Genomic DNA, 21513 nt, shown 5'->3' on the forward strand with positions numbered 1-21513 from the left:
TGCAGTATGTGCCGGTGATGGGGCATGAGGTATGAGTGCACCGCTTCATCGCCGGCCGCGTTCGACTCCAAAGGACGGAGCATGTCTGAACCTCTGCTGCAGATGCGCGGCATCGTCAAAACCTTTGACGGTGTAAAGGCGCTCGACGGTATCAACCTGGTTGTGAGGCCGGGCGAGTGTGTTGGCCTGTGCGGTGAGAACGGCGCAGGAAAGTCGACGCTCATGAAGGTGCTCTCGGGCGTCTACCCGAGCGGCACCTGGGATGGCGAAATCCTGTGGGAAGGGCGGCCGCTTCACGCCAGCGGCATCCGCGACACGGAGCGCGCGGGCATCGTCATCATCCATCAGGAGCTGATGCTGGTGCCGGAGCTGTCGGTGGCCGAGAACATCTATCTCGGCAACGAGATCACGCTGCCGGGTGGGCGCATGACGGGTTGTCGTATGAATTACGCGGCCATGTACCAGGGCGCAGACAAGCTGCTGCGCGATCTGAACATCCAGGGCATCAACGTTGCGCTGCCGGTGATGCACTACGGCGGCGGCCATCAGCAACTGATTGAAATCGCCAAGGCACTGAACAAGCGCGCCAAGCTGCTGATTCTGGATGAGCCGTCGTCATCGCTCACGGCGGCGGAAACGCGCATCCTGCTCGACATCGTGCGCGACCTGAAGGCGCGCGGCATTGCGTGCGTCTACATCTCGCACAAGCTCGACGAGGTGGAAGCGGTGTGCGACACGGTTACCGTCATCCGTGATGGCCGCCATGTGTCCACAGCGCCGATGGCCGAGCTGACGACCGATCGCATCATCGCGCAGATGGTCGGGCGCGAGATTACGCAGCTGTTCCCGCGCGAGCCACACGCGATCGGCGAGGTGGTGTTCGAAGCGCGCAACGTGACGTGCTACGACGTGAACAACCCAGCGCGCAAGCGGGTCGACGATGTGTCGTTTTCGGTGCGGCGCGGCGAAATTCTCGGCATAGCTGGGTTGGTTGGCGCGGGGCGCACGGAGTTGATGCAGGCAGTGTTTGGCGCGTACGAGGGCGCCAGTGAAGTGGAACTGGTGCTTGACGGAAAACCGTTGAAGGTCCGCGCGCCGCTCGACGCCATCCGTGCGGGTATTGCGATGGTGCCGGAAGACCGCAAGCGTCACGGCATCGTCTCGTTGATGAGCGTGGGGCACAACATCACGCTCGCCGTTCTCCAGCGTTTCGCAAACTTCGGGCGGATTGACGGGGCGGCCGAGCTCGACACGATCCGCAAGGAGATGCGCCGGCTTGCGGTGCGTGCCGCGCATCCGATGTTGCCGATTGCCAGCCTGTCTGGCGGCAATCAGCAAAAGGCTGTGCTCACGCGTATGTTGCTGACCGAGCCGCGCGTGCTGATTCTGGATGAGCCGACCCGCGGCGTGGACGTGGGCGCCAAGTACGAGATCTACAAGCTGATTGGCGACCTCGCCAAGCGCGGCATGGCCATCATCGTGATCTCGTCGGAGTTGCCGGAGGTGCTTGGCATCTCGGACCGCGTGCTCGTGATCGGCGAGGGGGAACTGCGCGGCGACTTCCTGAACGACGGGCTGACGCAAGAACACATTCTGACCGCCGCCATTCAGCCGGTCCGGCACACATCCAGGCACGTACCCACTTTCCATCAGGCAGGTCACGCATGACTTCTCAAACCAGCCCACAAACCGCCGGCAAGGTGGACCATTCGGACCCCGCGCGCAGCACGTTCAAGGCAAGCCAGCGCCTGCGGCAACTCTTCGCACGTTACAAGATCCTGGCGTTGCTGATCGCCGTGGCCGCCATCTGGCTGTTTTTTTCGATGCTGACCAATGGTGCGTTTACCTCGCCGCGCAATCTCTCCAACCTGCTGCGCCAGATGTCGATTACAGGGATGCTGGCCTGCGGGATGGTGTTCGTCATTATCGCGGGCGAGATTGATCTCTCGGTTGGTTCCATGCTGGGCTTGCTTGGCGGCGTGGCGGCCATCCTGGATCAAGGGCTGGGTTGGCCGATCACGGCTACGGTGCCCGTGGTGTTGCTGCTCGGCGTGGCCATGGGGCTGTTCAACGGATGGTGGTCGACCTACCGGGGCGTGCCGTCCTTCATCGTTGGGCTGGGCGGCATGCTGGCGTATCGCGGCATCCTGCTGGGGCTGACGCACGGCTCGACCATTGCGCCGGTGTCAGACAGCTTCGTGCTGATCGGCCAGGGCTACCTGCCGCGCCACGTGGGCGACCTGATGGCAGTGCTGATCTTCTGCCTGTTGATCTTCGTGGTGATCCGGCAGCGGCGCGAACACCGTCGCTATGAACTCGACGTTGCGCCGTTGTGGCAGGACGTTGCCAAGCTGGTTGCGGCGGGCGCGGTCATCGTCGCGTTTGTCGCCACGCTCAACAGCTATGGCGGTATCCCGGTGCCGGTGCTGCTCGTGCTGGCGCTGCTGGGTATTTTTTCGTGGATTGCCAGCCAGACGGTATTCGGTCGCCGCATCTACTCCGTGGGCTCAAATCTTGAAGCCACGCGTCTGTCGGGCATCAATACCGATCGCGTGAAGCTCGCCATCTTCGGGCTGATGGGCCTGATGTGTGCGTTTGCCGGCATCGTCAATACGGCACGTCTCGCTGCGGGTTCGCCATCTGCAGGAAGCATGGGCGAGCTGGATGCCATTGCGGCCTGCTTCATCGGCGGCACCTCGATGCGAGGCGGCGCGGGCACGGTCTACGGCGCGCTGGTCGGTGCGCTGGTCATGGCCAGTTTGGACAACGGCATGTCGATGCTCGACGTCGACGCGTACTGGCAGATGATCGTCAAGGGCGGCATCTTGGTGCTGGCCGTCTGGGTGGATGTGATCTCGCGCTCTGGCCGCCGTTGAATCTCCGCTACACGCTTTATCTCTTTGCAGTCACTGGAATCTCCCATGTCTTACGCAATTTATCCGAGCCTCGCTAACAAGAACGTTGTGATTACCGGAGGCGGCAGCGGCATTGGCGCCGCCATCGTTGAAGGCTTTGCACGGCAGGGGGCGCGCGTTACGTTCCTGGATATCGCGCGTGCGGACTCAGAAGCGCTGGCGTCGTCGCTGGGTGAGTGCGTGCATCCGCCAGTCTTCCGTCACTGCGATCTGCGCGATATCGATGCGCTGATCGCCACGTTCGCGGAGATCGAATCGGCGTCCGGCCCCGTCGAAGTCCTGATCAACAACGCCGCGAATGATGATCGCCACCAGATCGGAGACGTGTCGCAGGCGTATTGGGACAACCGCATCGAGGTGAACCTGCGCCATCAGTACTTTTGCGCGCAAGCGGTGCTGCCGGGCATGAAGACGCTGGGGCGCGGCGTGATTCTGAACCTTGGGTCCATCTCGTGGCATCTGGCCCAGCCGGACCTCGCCATTTACATGACGGCCAAGGCGGGCATTGAAGGCCTGACGCGTGGCTTGGCGCGTGATCTGGGCGGCTTCGGCATCCGCGTCAATTGCATCGTGCCGGGCGCGGTCCGCACACCGCGTCAGATGGCGCTCTGGCAATCGCCCGAAAGCGAAGCCAAGCTGCTGCGTGAGCAATGCCTGCATGAGCGTGTTGAGCCGGAACACGTGGCACGCATGGCGCTGTTTCTCGCATCGGACGACGCCGCGCGTTGCACCGCCCGCGAGTACTTTGTTGATGCAGGGTGGTACGGCGGATGATGGCCCCGAGCGTTCCGGAATGCGTCTGGCGTGTTGCGGCAACGCTGGGCGAAGGCGCGGTGTGGCATGCCGCATCGCGCTGCGTGGTCTTTGTCGATATCAAGGGTCGGCGGCTCTATCGCTTTGACCCCGACACCGCCATGCGCCGTAGCTGGATTGCCCCTGGGCAGATCGGCTTTGCGCTGCCCAGCGTGGATGGCAGTTGGATCTGCGGCATACACGGCGGCCTTTACCAGTTCGACTTTGCCTCAGGCACCTTCAGCCGCGTGTTGCCCGTTGAGGGCGACCGGCCAGGGAACCGCCTGAATGACGGCTATGTGGACCGCACCGGGGCGCTGTGGTTTGGCTCGATGGACGATGCGGAGCGTGCGCCGAGCGGGCAACTCTATCGCGTGGGTCTCGACGGCCAACTCAGCGTGCGCGATTCGGGCTACGTGATCACGAATGGTCCAACCGCAAGCCCGGATGGCCGCACGCTGTATCACACCGATACGTTGCAGCGCGTGGTCTATGCCTTCGACCTGGGCGACGACGGCGCGCTGGAGCGCAAACGCGTCTTCACTGCGATTGAGGGCGCCGGTCATCCCGATGGCATGGCTGTGGATGAGGAAGGGTGCGTGTGGATCGCGCTGTTCGGCGGAGGCCGGATCGAACGGTTCGCGCCCGACGGCAGATGTATCGGGCGCGTCGAGTTTCCGTGTTCCAACATCACCAAGCTTGCGTTTGGCGGTGATGACTTGCAGACGGTCTATGCGACCACCGCCCGAAAGGGCCTGACGGACGCAGCATTGCAGGAGCAGCCGCTTGCGGGCGGGTTGTTCGCGTTTCGCGCGCCGGTCAAGGGGCTGCCTTCTACGGAATGTGCGGTGGACTTTTCCGCAGCGGTTTCGGCAGCGGCGACGGGTCAATCCTGACGGACGAGCCCGCGTGCCGCCAGGTTGCGATACAGGGCGCGGACACCGAAGGTCCACGGCGCAATCTCAGTCGACAGGCGCACCGTGTTGACCAGCGCGCCCAGCGGTGGCGCGCTGATCGTCACGCGGTCGCCCAGGTGATGCGTGAAGCCGGCGCCCGGCGCATCGCGATCCTTGATCGGCGAGAACATCGTGCCGAGGAACAGCATGAAGCCGTCTGGGTATTGATGATGCCGGCCCCAGGTTTGCGCAACGAGATCGAGCGGGTCACGGCTGATCTCGCTCATGTGGCTGACGCCGTCGAGCACGAAGCCGTCGTCGGCACCCTCAACGCGCAGCGACACCTGCGTTGTGCGGATGGTGTCGATGGTGAAGTGTTCGTCAAACAGGCGCACGAACGGGCCGATGGCGCACGAGCCGTTGTTGTCCTTACATTTGCCCAGCAGCAATGCGGAGCGCCCTTCGATGTCGCGCAGATTCACGTCGTTGCCGAGCGCCGCGCCCACGACGTGCCCAGCACTGTTGACCGCGAGCACGATCTCCGGCTCGGGATTGTTCCAGCGCGAGGCGGGGTGCAGGCCCACGTCGGCGCCGAAGCCCACGGCGGACATCGGTTGCGATTTCGAGAACACTTCCGCATCAGGCCCGATGCCGACTTCCATGTATTGCGACCACGCGCCCCGGCGCTGCAATTCCGCCTTGAGTCGAATCGCGGCGTCGGAGCCGGGCTTGATCTTGGAGAGATCGGAGCCCACCACCCCGACAATGGACTCGCGCACGTCGCGGGCCTTGGCCGGGTCACCGCCAGCCTGTTCTTCGATCACGCGCTCGATCAGGCTGACTGCGAACGTCACACCGCAGGCTTTGATGGCCTGCAGATCGTTCGGAGCGAGCAGGGTGGGTGCGTTGCTGGAGCGATCGGCGGCCAACGAGCGCTCGACCAGCGCTTCCACGCGGCCCAGGTCTTCCCCCGGCGCTTGCCGCGCGATGGCCAGCGCGTCCGAATGCTCAAACAGGTCCGCCACCGTTGGCATGGCCTGCGTGATATCGAACACGACCCCGTTGCGCACCACCACGACAGACGGGCCATCGCCATTGGCGGTCGTACGCCAGACCCGGCCGACGAGCGTTGCGCGCTCCAGATCGTGTGGCAGGTAATCGGTAATAGCGGTCATGTGCGCTCCATCAGTTGAACCCGAGACCGCGTGATCGTAGAGAGGGCAGTGCAGGGTGTCCAACACGGTGGCGTAATTTCCAACCTGTTGGACAATCAGCCTCATCACAAGCAGGGCGTGTTCGCAGTGAAGACCGACTACGAAGTCCCGGCGCTCAAGCGCATTCATGAAGTGCTGGAAATACTCTGCGCGGCGACGTCCCCCGTTCGTCCGGCCGCTTTGGCGCAGGCCACGGGCATGTCCAGGAGCACGCTGTACCTCTTGCTGGAGTCGCTCAAAAAACGCCGATGGATCGAGAAGCGGGCCGACGGCTATCTGATAGGCTTGACCCTGTTTGAGCTGGGTAACGCCTATTTCCGGCATGATCATCTACTGGCTGCATTCCGGCGCGAATCCGCTGCCTTTGTGGCGACACACAACGAAGTCGTGCAGCTTGCCGTGCTCGACGGCACGGAAGTCGTGTACATCGCGCGGGAGGATGCACCCAGGCCGGTCCGCCTCGTCTCCGATGTTGGCCTGCGCCTGCCGGCACATTGCTGTGCGTTGGGCAAGGCGCTGCTCGCGAGTCTTGATGACGAAGCCGTATGCGCGCTCCTGCCGGCCCGCCTAGCCGCAATGACGGAGCGCACCACCACGCGCCGTGCCGACCTGCTGGACGAGCTTGCGAGCATTCGCACGCGAGGACTGGCGAGCGAGCGTGAGGAGGTGGTTGCGGGGCTGGCGTGCTTCGCCGCGTTCGTGGGCGTGACGCCGCTGGGCAAGCGCGTAGCGGTGAGTTCCAGCGTGCCCATCAGCCGGCTGGACACGCGGCGGGAGAAGCGGCTCGTTGTGGGTGTGGCAGGCATGGCAGACCGCATCGGCCGCGCGCTGGCGCAGGCGTAGTGCGCGGGCTGCACCATGGCGGTGTGGCCGGTTCCGCTATGATCGCAACTCCTCTTTTGCCTTGCCGCCATGAGCCACGACGCCGCTAACGCAACACCCCCTCGCATGGCTGATGTGGCCCGCCTTGCTGGCGTGTCGAAGATGACGGTGTCGCGGGTGCTGACGGGGGGGAGCGTGTCGCCCGCCACCCGGGCGCGCGTGCAGCAGGCCATTGACGCACTCGGCTACGTTGCAACCGCTGCAGCCGGGATGCTCTCCAGCGGTCGATCGGAATTCGTTGCCGCCCTGGTGCCTTCGCTGGCCAGTTCCAACTTTGCGGATACCGTGCGCGGCCTGACGAATGCCCTCGCCCCGCACGGCCTGCAATTGCTGTTGGGCGACACCGACTACCACCTCGATCAGGAAGAGGCGCTGGTGAAGTCCCTGCTGCGCCATCAGCCGCGTGGCATTGCATTGACGGGGCGCCACCACAGCGCAGGCACGCGCGCACTGCTGGAGCGCGCCGGCATCCCCGTTGTCGAGATGTGGGACCTGCCGGAACGGCCGATCGACATGGCGGTGGGGTTTTCCAACGCCAAGGCCTCGCAAGCGATGGTGCGTCACCTGTACGCACGCGGCTACCGGCGCATCGGCTTCCTGTGCGGCGCCAGCGAGCTGGACCGGCGCGGCACCGATCGCATGCGTGGCTATGTCAGCGGCATCAAGGCGCTGGGCCTGGGCGAGCCGCGCGTGATTCGTCTGGGCGACTCCCCCATCACGATGAGTCACGGTGGGCCCGCCATGGCCGCCTTGCTGGAAGCCTGGCCCGATACCGACGCTGTGATGTGCGTAAGCGATATGTCGGCCTTCGGCGCCATCATGGAATGCTACCGGCGTGGCCTATCCGTGCCTGGCGACATCGCGGTCGCGGGCTTCGGCAATTTTGAAATCGCATGGTGTTGCCACCCGACCATCACGACGATTTCCGTTGACGCCTATGGCATCGGCCTGCGGGCCGGCGAGGTATTGCTCGATGCGCTCGGTGTTGTCGAGTTCACGGGCGCGCGCAAGCTCTCGCGCATCGACTTCAGCGTGGTCGAGCGCGAGAGCGCATAGCCGGCGCATCCGCCGCCGGCCGCTGCATGCATCAATGCGAGTGCCGTGGGTTGCCGCGCGTCTCGATGACGTTCAGATACAGCGTGGCCGGCTCCAAGCATCCGCCAGTGGAGAGCTGCCCGACGAACTGCCGATAGAGTTCCTGCCAAGGCGTTTGCGACTGCGGCACGCTGAACGTTGCGGTTTCACGCCGGCGCGCAAGCTCGTCCGCATCCACCAGCACATCGACTTTGCGCGCGTTGAGGTCCACCCGAATGCGGTCACCGGTACGCAATAGCGCGAGCCCGCCACCAGCGGCCGCCTCTGGAGACATGTTCAGGATCGATGGGCTTGCCGAGGTGCCACTCTGCCGGCCATCGCCCATGCACGGCAGCGATTCGATCCCTTGCTTGACCAGCGCCGCGGGCGGCGCCATGTTGACGACCTCCGCGCTGCCCGGATAGCCGACCGTTCCACAGCCACGGATGACGAGAATGCAGCGCTCGTCGATCTCTAGCGCCGGATCATTGATGCGGGCGTGATAGTCCTCCGGCCCATCGAAGACGATGGCGCGCGTCTCGAAGACGTTTTCCGCGCCGGGCTCGCTCAGGTAGGTCTGCCGAAAGGCCTCGCCCACCACCGACATTTTCATGATGGCGCTGTCAAAGAAATTGCCCGACAGCACGATGAAGCCCGCACGATGCTTGAGCGGTGCGTCCGCCGGGAAGATGACGTCGCGGTCGGCATCGGGGGCGGCATCGGCAATCGCACCAATCGTGCGGCCGGACACGGTGGGGCAATCGCGCCGCAGCAGTGCCGCTGCGTTGAGCTGGCGCAACACGGCCGGCACGCCGCCCGAGCGGTGAAAACTCTCACCCAGGTATTCGCCGGCCGGCATGCAGTTCACGAGCAACGGCACGGACTCCCCATGGCGTTGCCAATCTTCCAGGCTCAGTTCCACGCCCATGTGGCGCGCAATCGCGATGAGGTGCGGCGGGCAGTTGGTCGATGCGCCAAGCGCCGATGCCACCATGATGGCGTTCTCGAATGCCGCGCGCGTCATGATCTGTGAGGGGCGGATGTCTTCGTGCACCAGGTCGACGATGCGCTTGCCGGTGGCATAGGCCATCTGCCCGCGCTCGCGATACGCCGCCGGGATGCTGGCACACCCGGGCAGCGACATGCCCAGCGCTTCGGCTAGGCAATTCATCGATAGCGCGGTGCCCATCGTGTTGCAGTGGCCAATCGACGGGGACGACGCGGTGGTCAGTTCCATGAAGCCTTCGTAGTCGATGTCGCCTGCGGCCAGCCGGTTGCGCGCATGCCAGATGACGGTGCCGGAGCCGACCCGTTTGCCTTCGTGCCAGCCGTCCAGCATCGGGCCGCCAGATAAGACGATGGCGGGTAGGTCCACCGTGGCGGCAGCCATCAGGCAGGCGGGCGTGGTCTTGTCGCAACCGGTGGTCAGCACCACGCCGTCGAGCGGAAAGCCATGCAGGATCTCCACCAGGCCGAGGTAAGCGAGATTGCGATCGAGCGCAGCAGTCGGGCGGCGGCTCTGCTCGGCCAGTGGGTGCACCGGAAACTCCATCGGGATGCCGCCCGCGTCGCGGATGCCGGCCTTTACGCGCTGGGCCAACTCCAGGTGGTGCCGGTTGCACGGCGCCAGATCACTCCCCGTTTGCGCAATGCCGATGATCGGCCGGCCCGACTGCAGCTCTTCGCGCGTCAGGCCGTAGTTCATGAAACGTTCGACGTAGAGGGCGGTCATGTCGGCGTGGCCCGGGTCGTCGAACCACAACTGGCTGCGCAGTCTGCGGGGAGGCTGGGTGGGCATGGTGTCTCCGTTGTTATGTGGAACAGGTTCCCTCTGTGGGGAATCGGCGTGGTGCTTTCTGGAGGCGTGTGCTTCCGTTGGTACCGGTAACAAATCATAGTCGCCGGAAGACGGCTCAGGCAATAGCAGACGAACCTGCGTTGGCTACATGGGCATGTGCCGCATCAACGCTGTGCGGTTGTCAGCCCCACCGTGGGGGAGGGTGTTTGGATTTGGCGACATCCATCTGAGCGCAAGCGTTTGCCGTTGGCCGGCCTGTGGCAAGGGGCGCCGGTTTCACGATTCTGCAAACAAGCCGCCCTACGGTGTGCCCATCTTTGGGGGCGGAGGGGCTGCCATGCAGATGTTGTCTGGGCGATTCGAAAAAACCGAGGCAGGGCGGTTGGAAGTCGCCGCGCGCAGCGGCATGTTGAACCGGTCCAACCGTGCGCTGCTGATCATGGTGGATGGCCAAACCACGGGCGAGGATTTGGCGGCGAGAGCGCATCAAATCGGTCTAGGCGAGCAGGCCATCGTCGAGCTGGTGAACGCGGGCTTCATCCGCCGGCAAGAGCGTGCCGGCAATGCGCCGGCGACCGAGCCAGAAGCCGCTGTGCCCAAGCCCGCCATGCCCAATCGCAAGCGCTCGCTGGCGGCGGCACGCATGTACCTGATGGACATTGCGGCGCGCACGTTTACCTCTGCTGAGCATCCCATCCGCCAGCGCCTGGTGGAGGCCACCGACCGCGCCTCTGTGGAAGGCGCGTTCGATGCGTTGATGGCAGCCCTGCGCGAAGCCACGTCAGCGTCGATGGTGGAGCAGGTAGAGGTGGCGTTCCGTGGGTTCTTGCCGGCCGAAGAGGCGGTGGCCGGCTGAACCATTACGCATTGCGCATTACGCTGCCTGCTGCGCCACCTCGTCCTTCAGCAGGCCGCGCGCCCGCTGATTCGACTTGTAGATGTTGTCGCGCACCGGCACCGCGCCGGTCTTCACGCTGTGCACCCATTCCTGGGTCGACATTACGGCCGCAAAGCGCGATTGCAGGACCACGCTGAAGACGCGGTGGATCTCTTCCGCCGTCGCAAAGCCCGCCTGGTTTTGATACGGCACCGAGCCCGATGCATCGTGCAGAAATTCCACCGCCGTACCGTTGTGCAGCGCGTGGTTGATGGTGGATGCATCGCAGTTGTGCGTCATGTAGCCGACCACGGTGAGCGTGTCGATGCCACGCGTTTCCAGCCATTGCGCGAGGTCCGTTTCCGGATAGGCGCTGGGCAGCAGCTTGCGCAGGTAATGATCATGCGGGCGCGAGGCCACCACGGGGTGCAGTTGCCAGCCATCGGTGTCGATCGCAAACAGCGGCGAGCTGGCGGGCGATGTCTGCTGCACGACGATCACCGGAATGCCGGCCGCGCGCGCCGCGTCCATGGCAACGCCGATATTGGCGACGGTTTGCTGCGGGTCCGGATACTCGATCGGCAGGCCGCCGGTGAAGTATTCGTTCTGCACATCGATGACGATCAGGGCGCGCTTGGGTTGTGTGGCTGCAGTCATGGCGAGACTCCTTGAGCGGGTGGCGGGGTTGTGACTGGGGGCATTTGTGTGAGCCCGTGGACAGCATCTTCGGGCATGGCTATCCTTCCCGACAGTGGCCCGGAAGACATTCATCGAAAGAATCGGGCCAAACGAATGGAGTCAAACCAGCGGACACCTCATGCCCCCGAAGGAAATCGCCGTTCTGGCGTTCAATGACATCAGCCCGTTTCACCTGTCTGTGCCCTGCCTGGTGTTTGAAGACCGCGTCTGGGCCGGGCTGCCGGCGTATCGCTTAAGCATCTGCGCGGGCGAACCCATGAAGCGGGGTGGTTTGCGTACCACCGCCGGCTTTGCCGTGCAGACGGACCTGACGCTGGAAGACGCCGCGCGTGCCGACGTGCTGATCGTGCCGTCGTGGCGCGACACGGATGAGCGGCCGCCTGCGTCCATGGTCAATGCCGTACGAGACGCGTACGAGCGTGGCGCGACCGTGGTCGGCCTATGCCTCGGTGCGTTCGTGCTGGCTGAAGCTGGCGTGTTGGATGGCTTAGAGGCCACCACGCACTGGAGCGCGGTTGAAGCGTTTTCAGAGCGCTATCCGCGTGTGAAGCTGGTGCCCGATGTGCTGTATGTGGATGCGGATGACGGACGGCTGGTGACCTCTGCCGGCACCGCCGCTGGGCTGGACTGCTGCCTGCATCTGGTGCGCCGTTGGCATGGCGCGGAGGTGGCCAACCGTATTGCGCGGCGGCTGGTGGTGGCGCCGCACCGGCAGGGCGGGCAGGCGCAATACATTGAGCAACCGCTGCACGATGCGCCGGGCGGCGATCGTCTCTCCGATTTGTTGAACTGGACGGTCGCCAACCTGGCTGAGCCGCACACGCTGGACTCGCTAGCCGAGCGTGCCACCATGAGCCGACGCAATTTCACGCGGCGGTTTCGTGAGCTGACCGGCACAACGGTCGGGCAGTGGTTGCTGGGTCAGCGGCTCGCTTATGCACAGCGCATGCTAGAGACCACGCACCAGCCGGTGGAAGCGATTGCGCAACTGGCGGGTTTTGGCAGTGCGGTGTCGCTGCGGCAGCATTTCGGCCGGACGTATCACACGTCGCCCAGCGCGTATCGCGCGTTGTTTGCGCAGATGTAGCGCTTGAGGTGACTGACTGAGGTTACTTACTCAACTCGTGGCCGATGACCGCGCCGGCTGCCGCACCGCCAATCGTGCCGGCCGTGCTGTGTGTCAGTTCATGCCCCGCCACACCGCCAGCCACTGCGCCGCCCGCCGTACATGCCGCCAGCGTGGGTGCCAGGGCGGCCATCGCACACACCAGTGCCGTTTTCCATCTGTTCATGATGCCCTCCTGAGTCGCCGCCCGGAACCCGGGCCGGCATACCTCAGTTGAGCAAAGTGCATGCCGCACTCACATGAACAACGGTGAAAGCGCCAAATGCGACAGCGCAATCACGATCACTTGTGCGATCACCAACAAGATGAGAGGCGACAGGTCAAAACCACCCAGCGGGGGAACCACGCGGCGGATGGGGCGCAACAGCGGATCGACCAGCGTATTGAGCACCGCGCCCATGGGCGAATGTGGCCCTACCCACGACAGCACGGCCGAGGCAATGGTCACCCACACCAGCGTGTTGAAGGCCCACTTGAGCACGGTGAGCAGCGCCGCCACAAAGCCCATCGGCAGGAATGCCAGCGGGCTGATGCCCACCGTGGCCAGGAGCAAGAGCAGATACACCAGCGCCGTCACATAGGCCGCGATCAGGCACGACCAGTCGATATAACCCGTGGCCGGAATCACCCGGCGCAGCGGATGCACCAGCCAGCCCGTCAGCTGAAAGATCGCCTGCGACAGCGGATTGCGCGGTGACAGCCGCACCGCCTGTGTCCAGGCGCGCAGGAGCAGCGCCGCGCCGAAGAGTGTGAAGATCGTGTCGAGCAGAAAACGCGTGATATCGCCGAACATGCGTCCGGTTCTCCTATGGTCAGGTCAGGCAACAAGCGCGGAGGCAGCGGGGTGCCCCCGGGGCGGGCTATTGTCGCACGGGACTCTGAGGGCAATCTGTGCGGTGATGTGGCCGCCACGGACGTTGTATTCGCGTATTGTGGTGGCCGTTCGTCGGCTTCCCTTCCAGGAGATGCATATCGTGAAATCCCCTCTGTTTTGTGCGGTGTTCTCGTTGGCTTGCCTGTCTGCTGCGGCGCACGTCCATGCGCAGGGTGACACGTTCACCATTCAATCGGCCGCGTTTGCAGACAACGGCGTCATGGACCGGAAATACGCCGGTAAGAACCCTGCCAACGCCAACTGCACCGGCGACAACATCTCGCCTCCACTGGCGTGGTCTAACGTGCCGGCCGGCACCGCAAGCCTGGCGCTGATCGTGACGGACCCGCAAGGCGCGGGTGGCCTGGGCGTGAACCACTGGATGGCCTACGGCATTCCGGCCACGCAGACGAGCTTGGCCGAAGGTGCCGGTACAGGGAGTGGCCTGCGCATGGCACAGAACGCCATCGGCAAGCCGGCCTACCTGGGGCCGTGTCCGCCCAAGGGCACGGGCTTGCACCACTATGTGTTTGTGCTGATCGCCACCGACCTGGCGCCAGACGCCTTGGCCGACGGGCTCACCCGCGCAGAGCTCGACGCCGCGCTCAAAGGGCACACCAAGGGTGCAACGGCGTTGATCGGTCGCTTTGGCAACTTCTGACGTGGGCGAGCCGGCCCCGCGGCACTTATTGCGCTCACTGTGCTCACTGTGGCGCTGCCGGCTCCATGCCTTTGCGCTGGAGCACGGCGGCGGCCTCGTGGCTGCGTAGCGCATCCAGCAGCGCCTGCGCACCTTCCACGCTTTTTGCGTGGGGGCTGATGCCGGCGGCGTACACCGTGTCGTTCTGAATAGCAGCGGGCAGTGGCCCGACGTATTGGATATGCGGCACCGCGAGCAACTCGCTCACCTGATGGACCGCCAGCGCAGCCTGGCCGTCGACCAGCCGGGTGCCGACCAGTCCGCCATGCACGAGCACCGCCTTGGGCGCGATCGCCTGCGCAATGCCCAGCGTCTGAAACAGCTTTGACAGATAGATGCCCGACGACCCACCCGCCGCCGGGTCCAGATACGCCACCGATGGTGCAGCCAGCAGCGCTTGCTTGAACTGTTCGACCGTGGAGATATCCGGTTTCGGCGCGCCCTCTGGCACCGCCACACCAATGCCGACGCGCGCAACAGGCCTGACGGTGGGTGTCAGGTTGCCCGCTTCCGCCAGCGTTTTTGCCAGCGGCTCGGGCAGGATGGCCACATCAAACACCGCTCCCGCACGGATGCGCTTGGCCAGCTCGCCCGCCGTGTCGTTGGTGATGATCAGATGGAGGTGGTTCTCGCGTTCCAGCGAGGGTGCTAGCGCATCGAGCACGGGCCGAAACGCACCGGCCGTGAGGACGGTGACCTCTGCTGCGCAGGCCGGCGCGCCATGGCCGGCCATACACACAGCAAACAGCGTTGCCAGAAGCGGGGTTCTCGGGATCAAGATGCGGCTCCGTTGCATACGGTGGTGCCGCACCTTAGCACTGCTTACAACCCTGCGATGGGAAAGCTCGCCTGCCAGACCGCGCTTTGCACGTTCACCGCTTTCGGAATCAGTTTCTGCTGCAGGAACAGGTCGGCAATCTGCTGTTGTGACGCTACGATTTCCGGCGTGATGGGCGTTACGCCGTAAGGCACGCGCCGCAGCCAAGTTTCCACTACGGGTTGTTCAATACCGAGCTTGGGCGCCAGCAGCGCCGCTGTCTCCTGCGGATGCTGATTCACCCACAGGCCCGAGGTGCGCAACTGCGCCAGGATGGCATTCACAGCGCGCGGATGCGCTTTGACAAACTCCGGCGTAGCCTCGTAGAAGTTGGAGGTCGGCACCGCGCTGAAGTCGCCCAGCGTGCGGGTCTTCAGGGCCTTCTGCGCCAGCGCGTAGTACGGATCCCACACCACCCAGGCGTCGACAGCGCCGCTCTCGAAGGCGGCACGTGCCTCGGCGGGCGGCAGGTAGATCGGCTGCACATCCTGCACCGTCAGGTTGGCGTGCTTGAGCAACTGCACCAGCAGGTAGTGCGAGCTGGAGCCCTTCTGCAGCGCAATGCGCTTGCCCTTCAGGTCAGCCACGCTGTGCGCGGGCGAGCCGTCGAGCACGAACAGCGCCTCGTTGGTCTTGCCGCCCGGCTCCGCACCCACGTAGACGAGGCGTGCGCCTGCCGCCTGGGCAAAGACGGCCGGCGGCGCACCGGTATAGCCAAAGTCGATACTGCCCGTGTTAAGTGCCTCCAGCAGTTGCGGCCCGGCGGGGAATTCCTTCCACTCGACCTTGTAGCCGAGGTCACCCAGCGGTTTGTCGAGTGAGCCCTGCGCTTTCAGCACGGCCAGCAGCCCCGCCTTCTGAAAGCCGATGCGCACCGTGCCGGCCGGGTCTGCGGCTTGGGTGAGGCCTGCGCTCAGCGCAAGGCCGGCGCCCAGCAGCGCGGCAAGCCAGCGTCGTCGGCCAGACGATGGGGCGGTATGGGGCGATTGGGGTTGCATGATTCCTCCAGCGAGTTGAGTTTTGTGCGGTCGATGCTACGGACCACCCGTGCGCGAAGGAACGAACAAGATTGCATGTGCATAGACGCAGCTAGGGTCTGTCAACCTGTGAAACGCGTGCGCGTTGGCCCAAGCGGGGGCCAGATGCGCGAAGGACGCCGCCGCAAAGGGTCATTCCCTTTGCAAGGCGCGCCGACAAAGCAGATGGCCCCCGCTCGGGTCAACCCTTCGGGCGAGGGGCAGATGGGCCGCAGGGCGTCGTTGCGGCCGGCTTACTTAGCTGGCTAAGCTGCGCCGTCCACGCCTAGCCCTGCGGCCCATCTGCCCCTCGCGTGCGCGCGTTTCACAGGTAGACAGACCCTAGGTCAGCCTATTGCTATGGCAGCCAACTCAGCCAGGTAGGCCCATGGATAGATGCCGCGCGCATGCCCATCGCTGAAGACCAGCTGCACGCCGTAACCCGCCGGCTCAATGGCGGTGATGCGCACATCGGCCGGCGCGCGGACCGGCGTGCCGTGGTGTCGCTTGGACTGGCAGCCAGCGCAGCGGCAGGCTTCGCGCAGCGCCGCGTGGTCGAGTGCAATGGCTGCGTTGGCCCAGCGCAGCCGCAGTCGGCTTTGTGCGATGTCGTTGTCGATGCGCTCAGGTGGCTGCACGGGTGCCCTCGATCTGCGCAAGCGCAATCCGCACGGCCTTGACGACTTCGGGGTCGCCATCGCCTTCGGCGTTGCGCAGGGCGGGCAGGGCAGCGGCTTCGCCGATCTCGCCAAGCGCCAGCGCCGCTTCCTTGCGCAGATTGCTGATGGGGTGTGCGAACAACGCGGCAAGCGCATCAATCGCATGCGCCGCACGCCAGCGGCCGAGTGCGCGAGCGGCTTGCAGACGGACTTGCCAGTAGTCATCCGCCAGCGCATCGGCCAACGCCTGCGTGACGCGCGAGTCGGGAGCCAGCGCGCGGAGCTTGCCGAGCGTGTTGGCGCTTTCCTCACGCACACGCCAGGCGGTGTCGCGCAGAGCTTCGAGCAACGCGGGCAGTACAGATGCATCCGTCGCAAGGCCGAGCGCACCCACAGCCGCGCGCCGCACCTCTGCATCGTTGTCGTGACGGGCGCGTTCCGCCAGCGCTGGCAGTGCGGCTACATGCTTGCGCCAGCCGAGTACAGCCACGGCTTCGCGGCGGACGGTGGCATCCGTGTCTTGCAAGGCGCGCAGCGCGGGCGCTTCGCTGTCGGGCACGCGCAACTCGCGCAAGCCGCGCAGGGCCGCTGCACGGACAAAGGCGCTTGCGTGGCTCACGTAGGGCAAGAGCACGGCGGCCGAGTCCGCCGATTTCAATTCGCCCAGGCCGAGCGCCGCTGCATCACGCACGGCAGCATCCGCGTCTTCGAGAGCGTGGACGAGTGCTGTCACGGTGTCCGGCTGTTCCCAGGTTGAGAGGATGCGCACGGCTTCGAGCCGAACCTCGGGCGCAGGGTCGTGCGCGAGCAGCGCAATCACCTCGGGCAGCGCATCGGCGTCTTCCTCATCGGCAAGCTGCAGCAGGGCGACGCGGCGGGTGGCGGCATCGTCATCGCGTAATCGGTGCAGGTAGCTAGTCATCGCCACCTCAACGCAACAGATAGGGGATGTCGACCTTCACCGCGCCGGTCGGGCAGTCCTGCTCGCAGGGCATGCAGTACCAGCACTCGTCAAACTGCATGAAGGCTTTGCCCTTGGTCAGGTCAATGGCGAGCAGGTCGAGCGGGCAGACATCCACGCACACCGTGCAGCCCTTGTCGGCAATGCACTTGGCTTCGTCAATGGTGACGGGGGCGCTGCTGCGCGAGGTGATGTCGTGGGGCGTGTGCAATGAGAGTGGGGCGTGAGACATGATCAGGCTGCCTGGGGGATGCGCAGGTGCGCGTAGGAATCGGTGCCGCGCACATCGACGGGGATGACGTACGGCTCCACCGCCTGCTTGCGGCTGGCCATGGCGCCGCGCGCGTCCTTGTACAGGCGTGTGTGGCAGAACCAGTTGGCGTCGTCGCGCTCGGGGTAATCCACGCGGTGGTGGTACAGGCCCCAGCGGCTCTCGGTACGAAAGAGCGAGGCGCGCGCCGCCATCTCCGCGCAGTCGCGGATGAAGCTGACTTCCATCGCGCGCATCAGCTCGTGCGGGTTGCGCGCGTGTAACTGCGTGATGTCTTCGGCAATCTCGTCGAAGCGGCGCAGACCGATTTCCATCTTGCGCGTGACCTTGGGTGGCTGCAGGTAGTCGTTCACCATGCGGCGCAGCTTGTATTCCACCTGCGCTGGCGCCAAGCCGTGATCGCGCTGCAGTGGCGCGAAGATGCGTGCGCGCTCGCGTTCGATTTGATCGCTATCGATGCGTACCTCGCCTTGTTTGCCGGCGATGTAATCCGCTGCGTTCTGCCCCGCAAACCAGCCGTACGTGAACGCGCCGAGCATGTAGTTGTGCGGTACGGCGGCCATGTCGCCAGCGGAGTAAAGGCCAGGCACGGTAGTCTCAGCACGCGCGTTGACGTACACGCCCGATGCGCTGTGCCCGCTGCAGAAACCGATTTCCGAGATGTGCATCTCCACCATCTGCGTGCGGTAGTCGGTGCCGCGCCCGGCGTGGAAGCGGCCACGGCTCGGGCGCTCGTTGGTGTGCAGGATCGTTTCGATGGTCTGGATGGTTTCTTCCGCCAAGTGATCGAGCTTGAGGAAGACGGGGCCCTTGCCGCCCTGCAGCTCCTGATAGAACTCCCACATCATCTGGCCGCTCCAGTAGTCGCACTGGATGAAGCGCTCGCCGCGCGCATTGGCGGTGTAGCCGCCCAGCGGGCCGGTTACATAGGCGCAGGCGGGGCCGTTGTAGTCCTTGATGAGCGGGTTGATCTGGAAGCATTCCAGGTTGGAAAGCTCCGCACCGGCGTGATACGCCATCGCATAGCCGTCGCCCGCGTTGGTGGGGTTCTCGTACGTGCCCATCAGGTAGCCCGATGCAGGCAAGCCAAGCCGCCCGGCCGCACCACAACTGAGCACCACGGCCTTGGCGCGGATGACAAGGAAATCCGCCGTGCGGCAATCGAAGCCCAGCACGCCGCACGCTGCGCCATCTGCATCGGTCAGCACGCGCGTGACGACGATGCGGTTGGTGATCTCCACCCGCGCGCGCTTGAGCTGTCGATACAACACCTTCTTGATGTCGTGCCCTTCCGGCATCGGCAGCACGTAGCTGCCCATGTGGTGCACCTTCTTGACGGCGTAGTCGCCCGTCTCGTCCTTCTCGAACTTCACGCCCCAGCGGTCGAGCTGTTCGATGGTGGCAAAGCTGTGCTGCGCATACGCATACACGGCCGATTGATCGACGATGCCATCGTTCGCCAGCGTGATCTCGCGCGTGTATTGCTCGGGCGTGGCGTGGCCGGGAATGACCGCGTTGTTCAGCCCGTCCATGCCCATCGAGATGGCGCCGCTGCGTTTCACATGCGCCTTGTCGATCAGCAGCACGCGCAGCGCGGGGTTGCGTTCCTTTGCCTTGATGGCTGCCATCGGGCCGGCGGTGCCGCCACCCACGATGACGAGGTCGTATTCCAGTTCCAACGTATTCATGCGATGCCCTGCGAGGGGAGGATGGATTGCGAAGCGGCCGCCACCTGCCGGTCCAGCCGCAGCCGGTACTGGAAGGCGTCGCCACGGAAATAGAGGCGTTCAAAGTCGATGGGTGTGCCGTGCGCGTCGTGCGTCAGGCGCTCCACGCGCAGCAGCGGCGCACCGGCGCCCGTGTCGAGCGCGGAGGCAGTAGCGTGGTCTGCCAGGGCGGCATCGATGGCCAGCGTGGCATGGCCGAGCGCCACACCGGCGTCATGCTCCAGCACGAGAAACACATCGCGCGTGGCCAGGTCGGCACGGGCGACGACGCGGCCCAGGGCTTCGGGCAGCCACGTCACCTCGAGCGACACGGGCGCCTGATCGAGTAGCCGCACGCGATGCAATTCGGTGACGGGCGCGCCGGGCGTGAGGTGCAGCGCCTGTGCCACGTCTGTGGGCGCAGGCACCGTTTGCAGCTTCAGCACGCGGTTGCGGATCGCATGGCCCTGCGCCGACATCGCCTCCGCAAAGCCTTGCAGCGCCGTTACGTTCTGGAATGCCTTGGGCTGGCTCACAAACGTGCCCTTGCCATGGTGGCGGTAGATCAGCCCCTCGTTCTGCAAGTCAGCCAAGGCCTGACGCACGGTGATGCGGCTGGCGCCAAACTGCGCACCCAGCGCCGCCTCCGAAGGCAGCAGGGATGCCGGCGCATACAGGCCGCTGACAATGCCCTCGCGCAGCGCGCCCTTGATCTGCTCATAGAGCGGCGGGGCCGGCAGGCGAGGTGAGGGTGGGGATGTCGTCATCTGGGTGCGAACTCGTCATAACAAGTGAGTGCGCCCAGTCTAAAAAGCCGGCAATGCCAGGGGAACGAAGCTTTTTCGATATGGTTCTGCGGTTTTTGCGGGCGAAAGCCTGGTGCGTTTTGTGCGCTGCACGATGCTGCAGCCTAGCGCGCGATATCAGAATCGATATCCATGTCGCCAGAAAAAAGCATTAGACGGTTATGTCTCACTGTCCATAACATGGCTCAGCACGAACGGCTGGCCACGAGGGCATGGTTGCCGGCTGAAAAAGAAACGTGCGCAGCCGCAAGGGCAGTGACGGGCTGCTTCCACCATAAGAGGAGATATGCAATGACAACAACGCGCGCTGACCGCGCCAGACGTACCGTATTGACCTTTCTCGCCACGGCCGGCGTGCTGTTGGCAACCGGCGCGGGGCCCGCTGCCTACGCGGCTGACAAGGCCTTCACCATGGGCTTTGCCCAGGTGGGTGCCGAAAGCGAGTGGCGCACCGCCAACTCCGAGTCGATCAAATCCGCCGCCAAGGCGGACGGCGTGAACCTGAAGTTCTCCGACGCCCAGCAGAAGCAGGAAAACCAGATCAAGGCGATCCGCTCGTACATCGCACAGAAGGTCGACGTGATTGCGTTCTCGCCGGTGGTGGAATCCGGCTGGGACACCGTGCTGCAAGAGGCCAAGGCCGCCAAGATTCCGGTCATCCTTACCGACCGTGGGGTCGACAGTAAGGACACCTCCCTCTACACCACCTTCATCGGGTCGGATTTCGTGGAGGAAGGCCGCAAGGCAGGGCGCTGGCTGCTGGAAAACGTCAAGCCCAAGGGCGGCGATGTGAACATCGTCGAGTTGCAGGGCACCGTCGGCTCCGCCCCGGCCATCGATCGCAAGCGCGGCTTTGAAGAGATCATCAAGGCCGACTCGCACTACAAGATCATCCGTTCGCAAACCGGTGATTTCACCCGCGCCAAGGGCAAGGAGGTGATGGAAGCCTTCCTCAAGGCCGAAGGCAAGAAGATCAACGTGCTGTTCGCGCATAACGACGACATGGCGATCGGCGCCATCCAGGCCATTGAAGAAGCGGGCCTGAAACCGGGCAAGGACATCACCATCATTTCCATCGACGGCGTGAAGGGCGCGTTTGAAGCCATGATGGCCGGCAAGCTGAACGTGACGGTGGAATGCAGCCCGCTGCTCGGGCCGCAACTGATGGATACCGCGCGTGCCGTGCTGGCGGGCAAGCCTGTGCCCAAGCGCATCGTCACCAAGGAAGGCATCTTCCCGATGGACGTGGCCGCCAAGGAGTTTCCGAACCGCAAATACTGATCCTACAGCGCGGCCCGATCTTGGCCCGGGTCTGCCAAATTCGTGCTCGCCGTACCCATGTACGGCTGCCGGTTTGGACAACTCGTCGGACCAACCCGGGCCGCTCGCTACGGATCATGAAAAGGTTCTGAGGGGGCCGGCACGGCGAA

General features: G+C 64.6%; 22 protein-coding genes. 10 read left to right on the forward strand and 12 right to left on the reverse strand.

Annotation, left to right across the window (positions count from 1 at the left end):
• The first annotated feature begins 81 nt into the window (after nt 1-81).
• Genes xylG through ACN9M1_RS17515 form a run of 4 tightly spaced genes read left to right on the forward strand, consistent with a single transcriptional unit; the run spans nt 82 to nt 4603 of the window.
• Nucleotides 82-1668, forward strand: a complete 1587-nt coding sequence (xylG, locus tag ACN9M1_RS17500) for a D-xylose ABC transporter ATP-binding protein (protein ID WP_426399838.1) — start codon at nt 82-84, stop codon at nt 1666-1668.
• Complete coding sequence (locus ACN9M1_RS17505; RefSeq protein WP_426399839.1) at nt 1665-2876, forward strand: sugar ABC transporter permease; 1212 nt, start codon at nt 1665-1667, stop codon at nt 2874-2876. Before xylG ends, ACN9M1_RS17505 begins: the two co-directional genes overlap by 4 nt.
• Nucleotides 2877-2921: 45 nt before the next feature.
• Nucleotides 2922-3689: an SDR family NAD(P)-dependent oxidoreductase gene (locus ACN9M1_RS17510; RefSeq protein WP_426399840.1), complete on the forward strand. Its 768-nt coding sequence runs from the start codon at nt 2922-2924 to the stop codon at nt 3687-3689.
• Nucleotides 3686-4603 (forward strand): SMP-30/gluconolactonase/LRE family protein, encoded by a 918-nt coding sequence (locus tag ACN9M1_RS17515; protein ID WP_426399841.1) that lies wholly within the window; start codon nt 3686-3688, stop codon nt 4601-4603. The genes ACN9M1_RS17510 and ACN9M1_RS17515 overlap by 4 nt, the downstream gene beginning before the upstream one ends.
• Here ACN9M1_RS17515 and ACN9M1_RS17520 read toward each other — a convergent pair.
• The gene (locus ACN9M1_RS17520) at nt 4594-5778 is read right to left on the reverse strand and encodes a fumarylacetoacetate hydrolase family protein (RefSeq protein ID WP_426399842.1); all 1185 of its coding nucleotides are present in this window, start codon (nt 5776-5778) and stop codon (nt 4594-4596) included. The two genes, ACN9M1_RS17515 and ACN9M1_RS17520, sit on opposite strands and share 10 nt — an antisense overlap.
• Nucleotides 5779-5904: 126 nt before the next feature.
• Here ACN9M1_RS17520 and ACN9M1_RS17525 point away from each other — a divergent pair, with 126 nt between their 5' ends.
• Both ACN9M1_RS17525 and ACN9M1_RS17530 read left to right on the forward strand, forming a co-directional pair.
• Nucleotides 5905-6660 carry an IclR family transcriptional regulator gene (locus ACN9M1_RS17525; RefSeq protein ID WP_426400745.1) on the forward strand — a complete coding sequence of 252 codons (756 nt, stop codon included), beginning with the start codon at nt 5905-5907 and terminating at the stop codon, nt 6658-6660.
• A gap of 105 nt (nt 6661-6765) precedes the next feature.
• On the forward strand, nt 6766-7755 hold the full coding sequence (locus tag ACN9M1_RS17530) for a LacI family DNA-binding transcriptional regulator (RefSeq protein WP_426399843.1): 990 nt from the start codon (nt 6766-6768) through the stop codon (nt 7753-7755).
• 31 nt (nt 7756-7786) lie between these two features.
• Here ACN9M1_RS17530 and ACN9M1_RS17535 read toward each other — a convergent pair whose 3' ends face one another.
• Complete coding sequence (locus ACN9M1_RS17535; protein ID WP_426399844.1) at nt 7787-9571, reverse strand: IlvD/Edd family dehydratase; 1785 nt, start codon at nt 9569-9571, stop codon at nt 7787-7789.
• Nucleotides 9572-9908: 337 nt separating this feature from the next.
• On the opposite strand from ACN9M1_RS17535, the gene ACN9M1_RS17540 reads away from it, so the two are divergent.
• Nucleotides 9909-10427 carry a hypothetical protein gene (locus ACN9M1_RS17540; protein ID WP_426399845.1) on the forward strand — a complete coding sequence of 173 codons (519 nt, stop codon included), beginning with the start codon at nt 9909-9911 and terminating at the stop codon, nt 10425-10427.
• 18 nt (nt 10428-10445) lie between these two features.
• Here ACN9M1_RS17540 and ACN9M1_RS17545 read toward each other — a convergent pair whose 3' ends face one another.
• Entirely contained in the window at nt 10446-11105 is a 660-nt protein-coding gene (locus ACN9M1_RS17545; RefSeq protein WP_426399846.1) for a cysteine hydrolase family protein, read from the reverse strand.
• Nucleotides 11106-11265: 160 nt separating this feature from the next.
• Between ACN9M1_RS17545 and ACN9M1_RS17550 the strand changes: the two genes are divergently transcribed.
• Nucleotides 11266-12234 carry a GlxA family transcriptional regulator gene (locus tag ACN9M1_RS17550; RefSeq protein WP_426399847.1) on the forward strand — a complete coding sequence of 323 codons (969 nt, stop codon included), beginning with the start codon at nt 11266-11268 and terminating at the stop codon, nt 12232-12234.
• Between the two features lie 22 nt (nt 12235-12256).
• Here the strand turns inward: ACN9M1_RS17550 and ACN9M1_RS17555 are convergent, their stop codons facing one another.
• Together ACN9M1_RS17555 and ACN9M1_RS17560 are read right to left on the reverse strand one after the other, a co-directional pair.
• Nucleotides 12257-12439 (reverse strand): glycine zipper 2TM domain-containing protein, encoded by a 183-nt coding sequence (locus ACN9M1_RS17555; RefSeq protein WP_426399848.1) that lies wholly within the window; start codon nt 12437-12439, stop codon nt 12257-12259.
• A gap of 69 nt (nt 12440-12508) precedes the next feature.
• Nucleotides 12509-13066 carry a YggT family protein gene (locus ACN9M1_RS17560; protein WP_426399849.1) on the reverse strand — a complete coding sequence of 186 codons (558 nt, stop codon included), beginning with the start codon at nt 13064-13066 and terminating at the stop codon, nt 12509-12511.
• A 172-nt stretch (nt 13067-13238) separates the two neighbouring features.
• Between ACN9M1_RS17560 and ACN9M1_RS17565 the strand changes: the two genes are divergently transcribed.
• Nucleotides 13239-13808: a YbhB/YbcL family Raf kinase inhibitor-like protein gene (locus ACN9M1_RS17565; protein ID WP_426399850.1), complete on the forward strand. Its 570-nt coding sequence runs from the start codon at nt 13239-13241 to the stop codon at nt 13806-13808.
• A gap of 43 nt (nt 13809-13851) precedes the next feature.
• Here the strand turns inward: ACN9M1_RS17565 and ACN9M1_RS17570 are convergent, their stop codons facing one another.
• The 7 genes from ACN9M1_RS17570 to ACN9M1_RS17600 form a co-directional block, all read right to left on the reverse strand.
• Nucleotides 13852-14625, reverse strand: coding sequence for a molybdate ABC transporter substrate-binding protein (locus ACN9M1_RS17570; protein WP_426399851.1), 774 nt, complete (start codon nt 14623-14625; stop codon nt 13852-13854).
• Between the two features lie 44 nt (nt 14626-14669).
• A complete protein-coding gene (locus ACN9M1_RS17575) occupies nt 14670-15662 on the reverse strand; it encodes a sulfonate ABC transporter substrate-binding protein (protein WP_426399852.1) in 993 nt (330 codons plus the stop codon).
• 365 nt (nt 15663-16027) lie between these two features.
• Nucleotides 16028-16318 (reverse strand): DUF971 domain-containing protein, encoded by a 291-nt coding sequence (locus ACN9M1_RS17580; RefSeq protein WP_426399853.1) that lies wholly within the window; start codon nt 16316-16318, stop codon nt 16028-16030.
• The gene (locus tag ACN9M1_RS17585) at nt 16305-17261 is read right to left on the reverse strand and encodes a HEAT repeat domain-containing protein (protein ID WP_426399854.1); all 957 of its coding nucleotides are present in this window, start codon (nt 17259-17261) and stop codon (nt 16305-16307) included. The genes ACN9M1_RS17580 and ACN9M1_RS17585 overlap by 14 nt, the downstream gene beginning before the upstream one ends.
• Nucleotides 17262-17268: 7 nt before the next feature.
• Nucleotides 17269-17532, reverse strand: coding sequence for a 4Fe-4S dicluster domain-containing protein (locus tag ACN9M1_RS17590; protein WP_426399855.1), 264 nt, complete (start codon nt 17530-17532; stop codon nt 17269-17271).
• 2 nt (nt 17533-17534) lie between these two features.
• Complete coding sequence (locus ACN9M1_RS17595) at nt 17535-19259, reverse strand: fumarate reductase/succinate dehydrogenase flavoprotein subunit (protein WP_426399856.1); 1725 nt, start codon at nt 19257-19259, stop codon at nt 17535-17537.
• Nucleotides 19256-20044, reverse strand: coding sequence for a GntR family transcriptional regulator (locus tag ACN9M1_RS17600; protein ID WP_426399857.1), 789 nt, complete (start codon nt 20042-20044; stop codon nt 19256-19258). The genes ACN9M1_RS17595 and ACN9M1_RS17600 overlap by 4 nt, the downstream gene beginning before the upstream one ends.
• Nucleotides 20045-20374: 330 nt before the next feature.
• On the opposite strand from ACN9M1_RS17600, the gene ACN9M1_RS17605 reads away from it, so the two are divergent.
• Entirely contained in the window at nt 20375-21364 is a 990-nt protein-coding gene (locus ACN9M1_RS17605) for an ABC transporter substrate-binding protein (RefSeq protein ID WP_426399858.1), read from the forward strand.
• Nucleotides 21365-21513 lie beyond the last annotated feature (149 nt).

It is taken from the genome of Ralstonia sp. R-29 (genome assembly GCF_049913345.1).
In the GTDB taxonomy this organism is placed as follows: domain Bacteria; phylum Pseudomonadota; class Gammaproteobacteria; order Burkholderiales; family Burkholderiaceae; genus Ralstonia.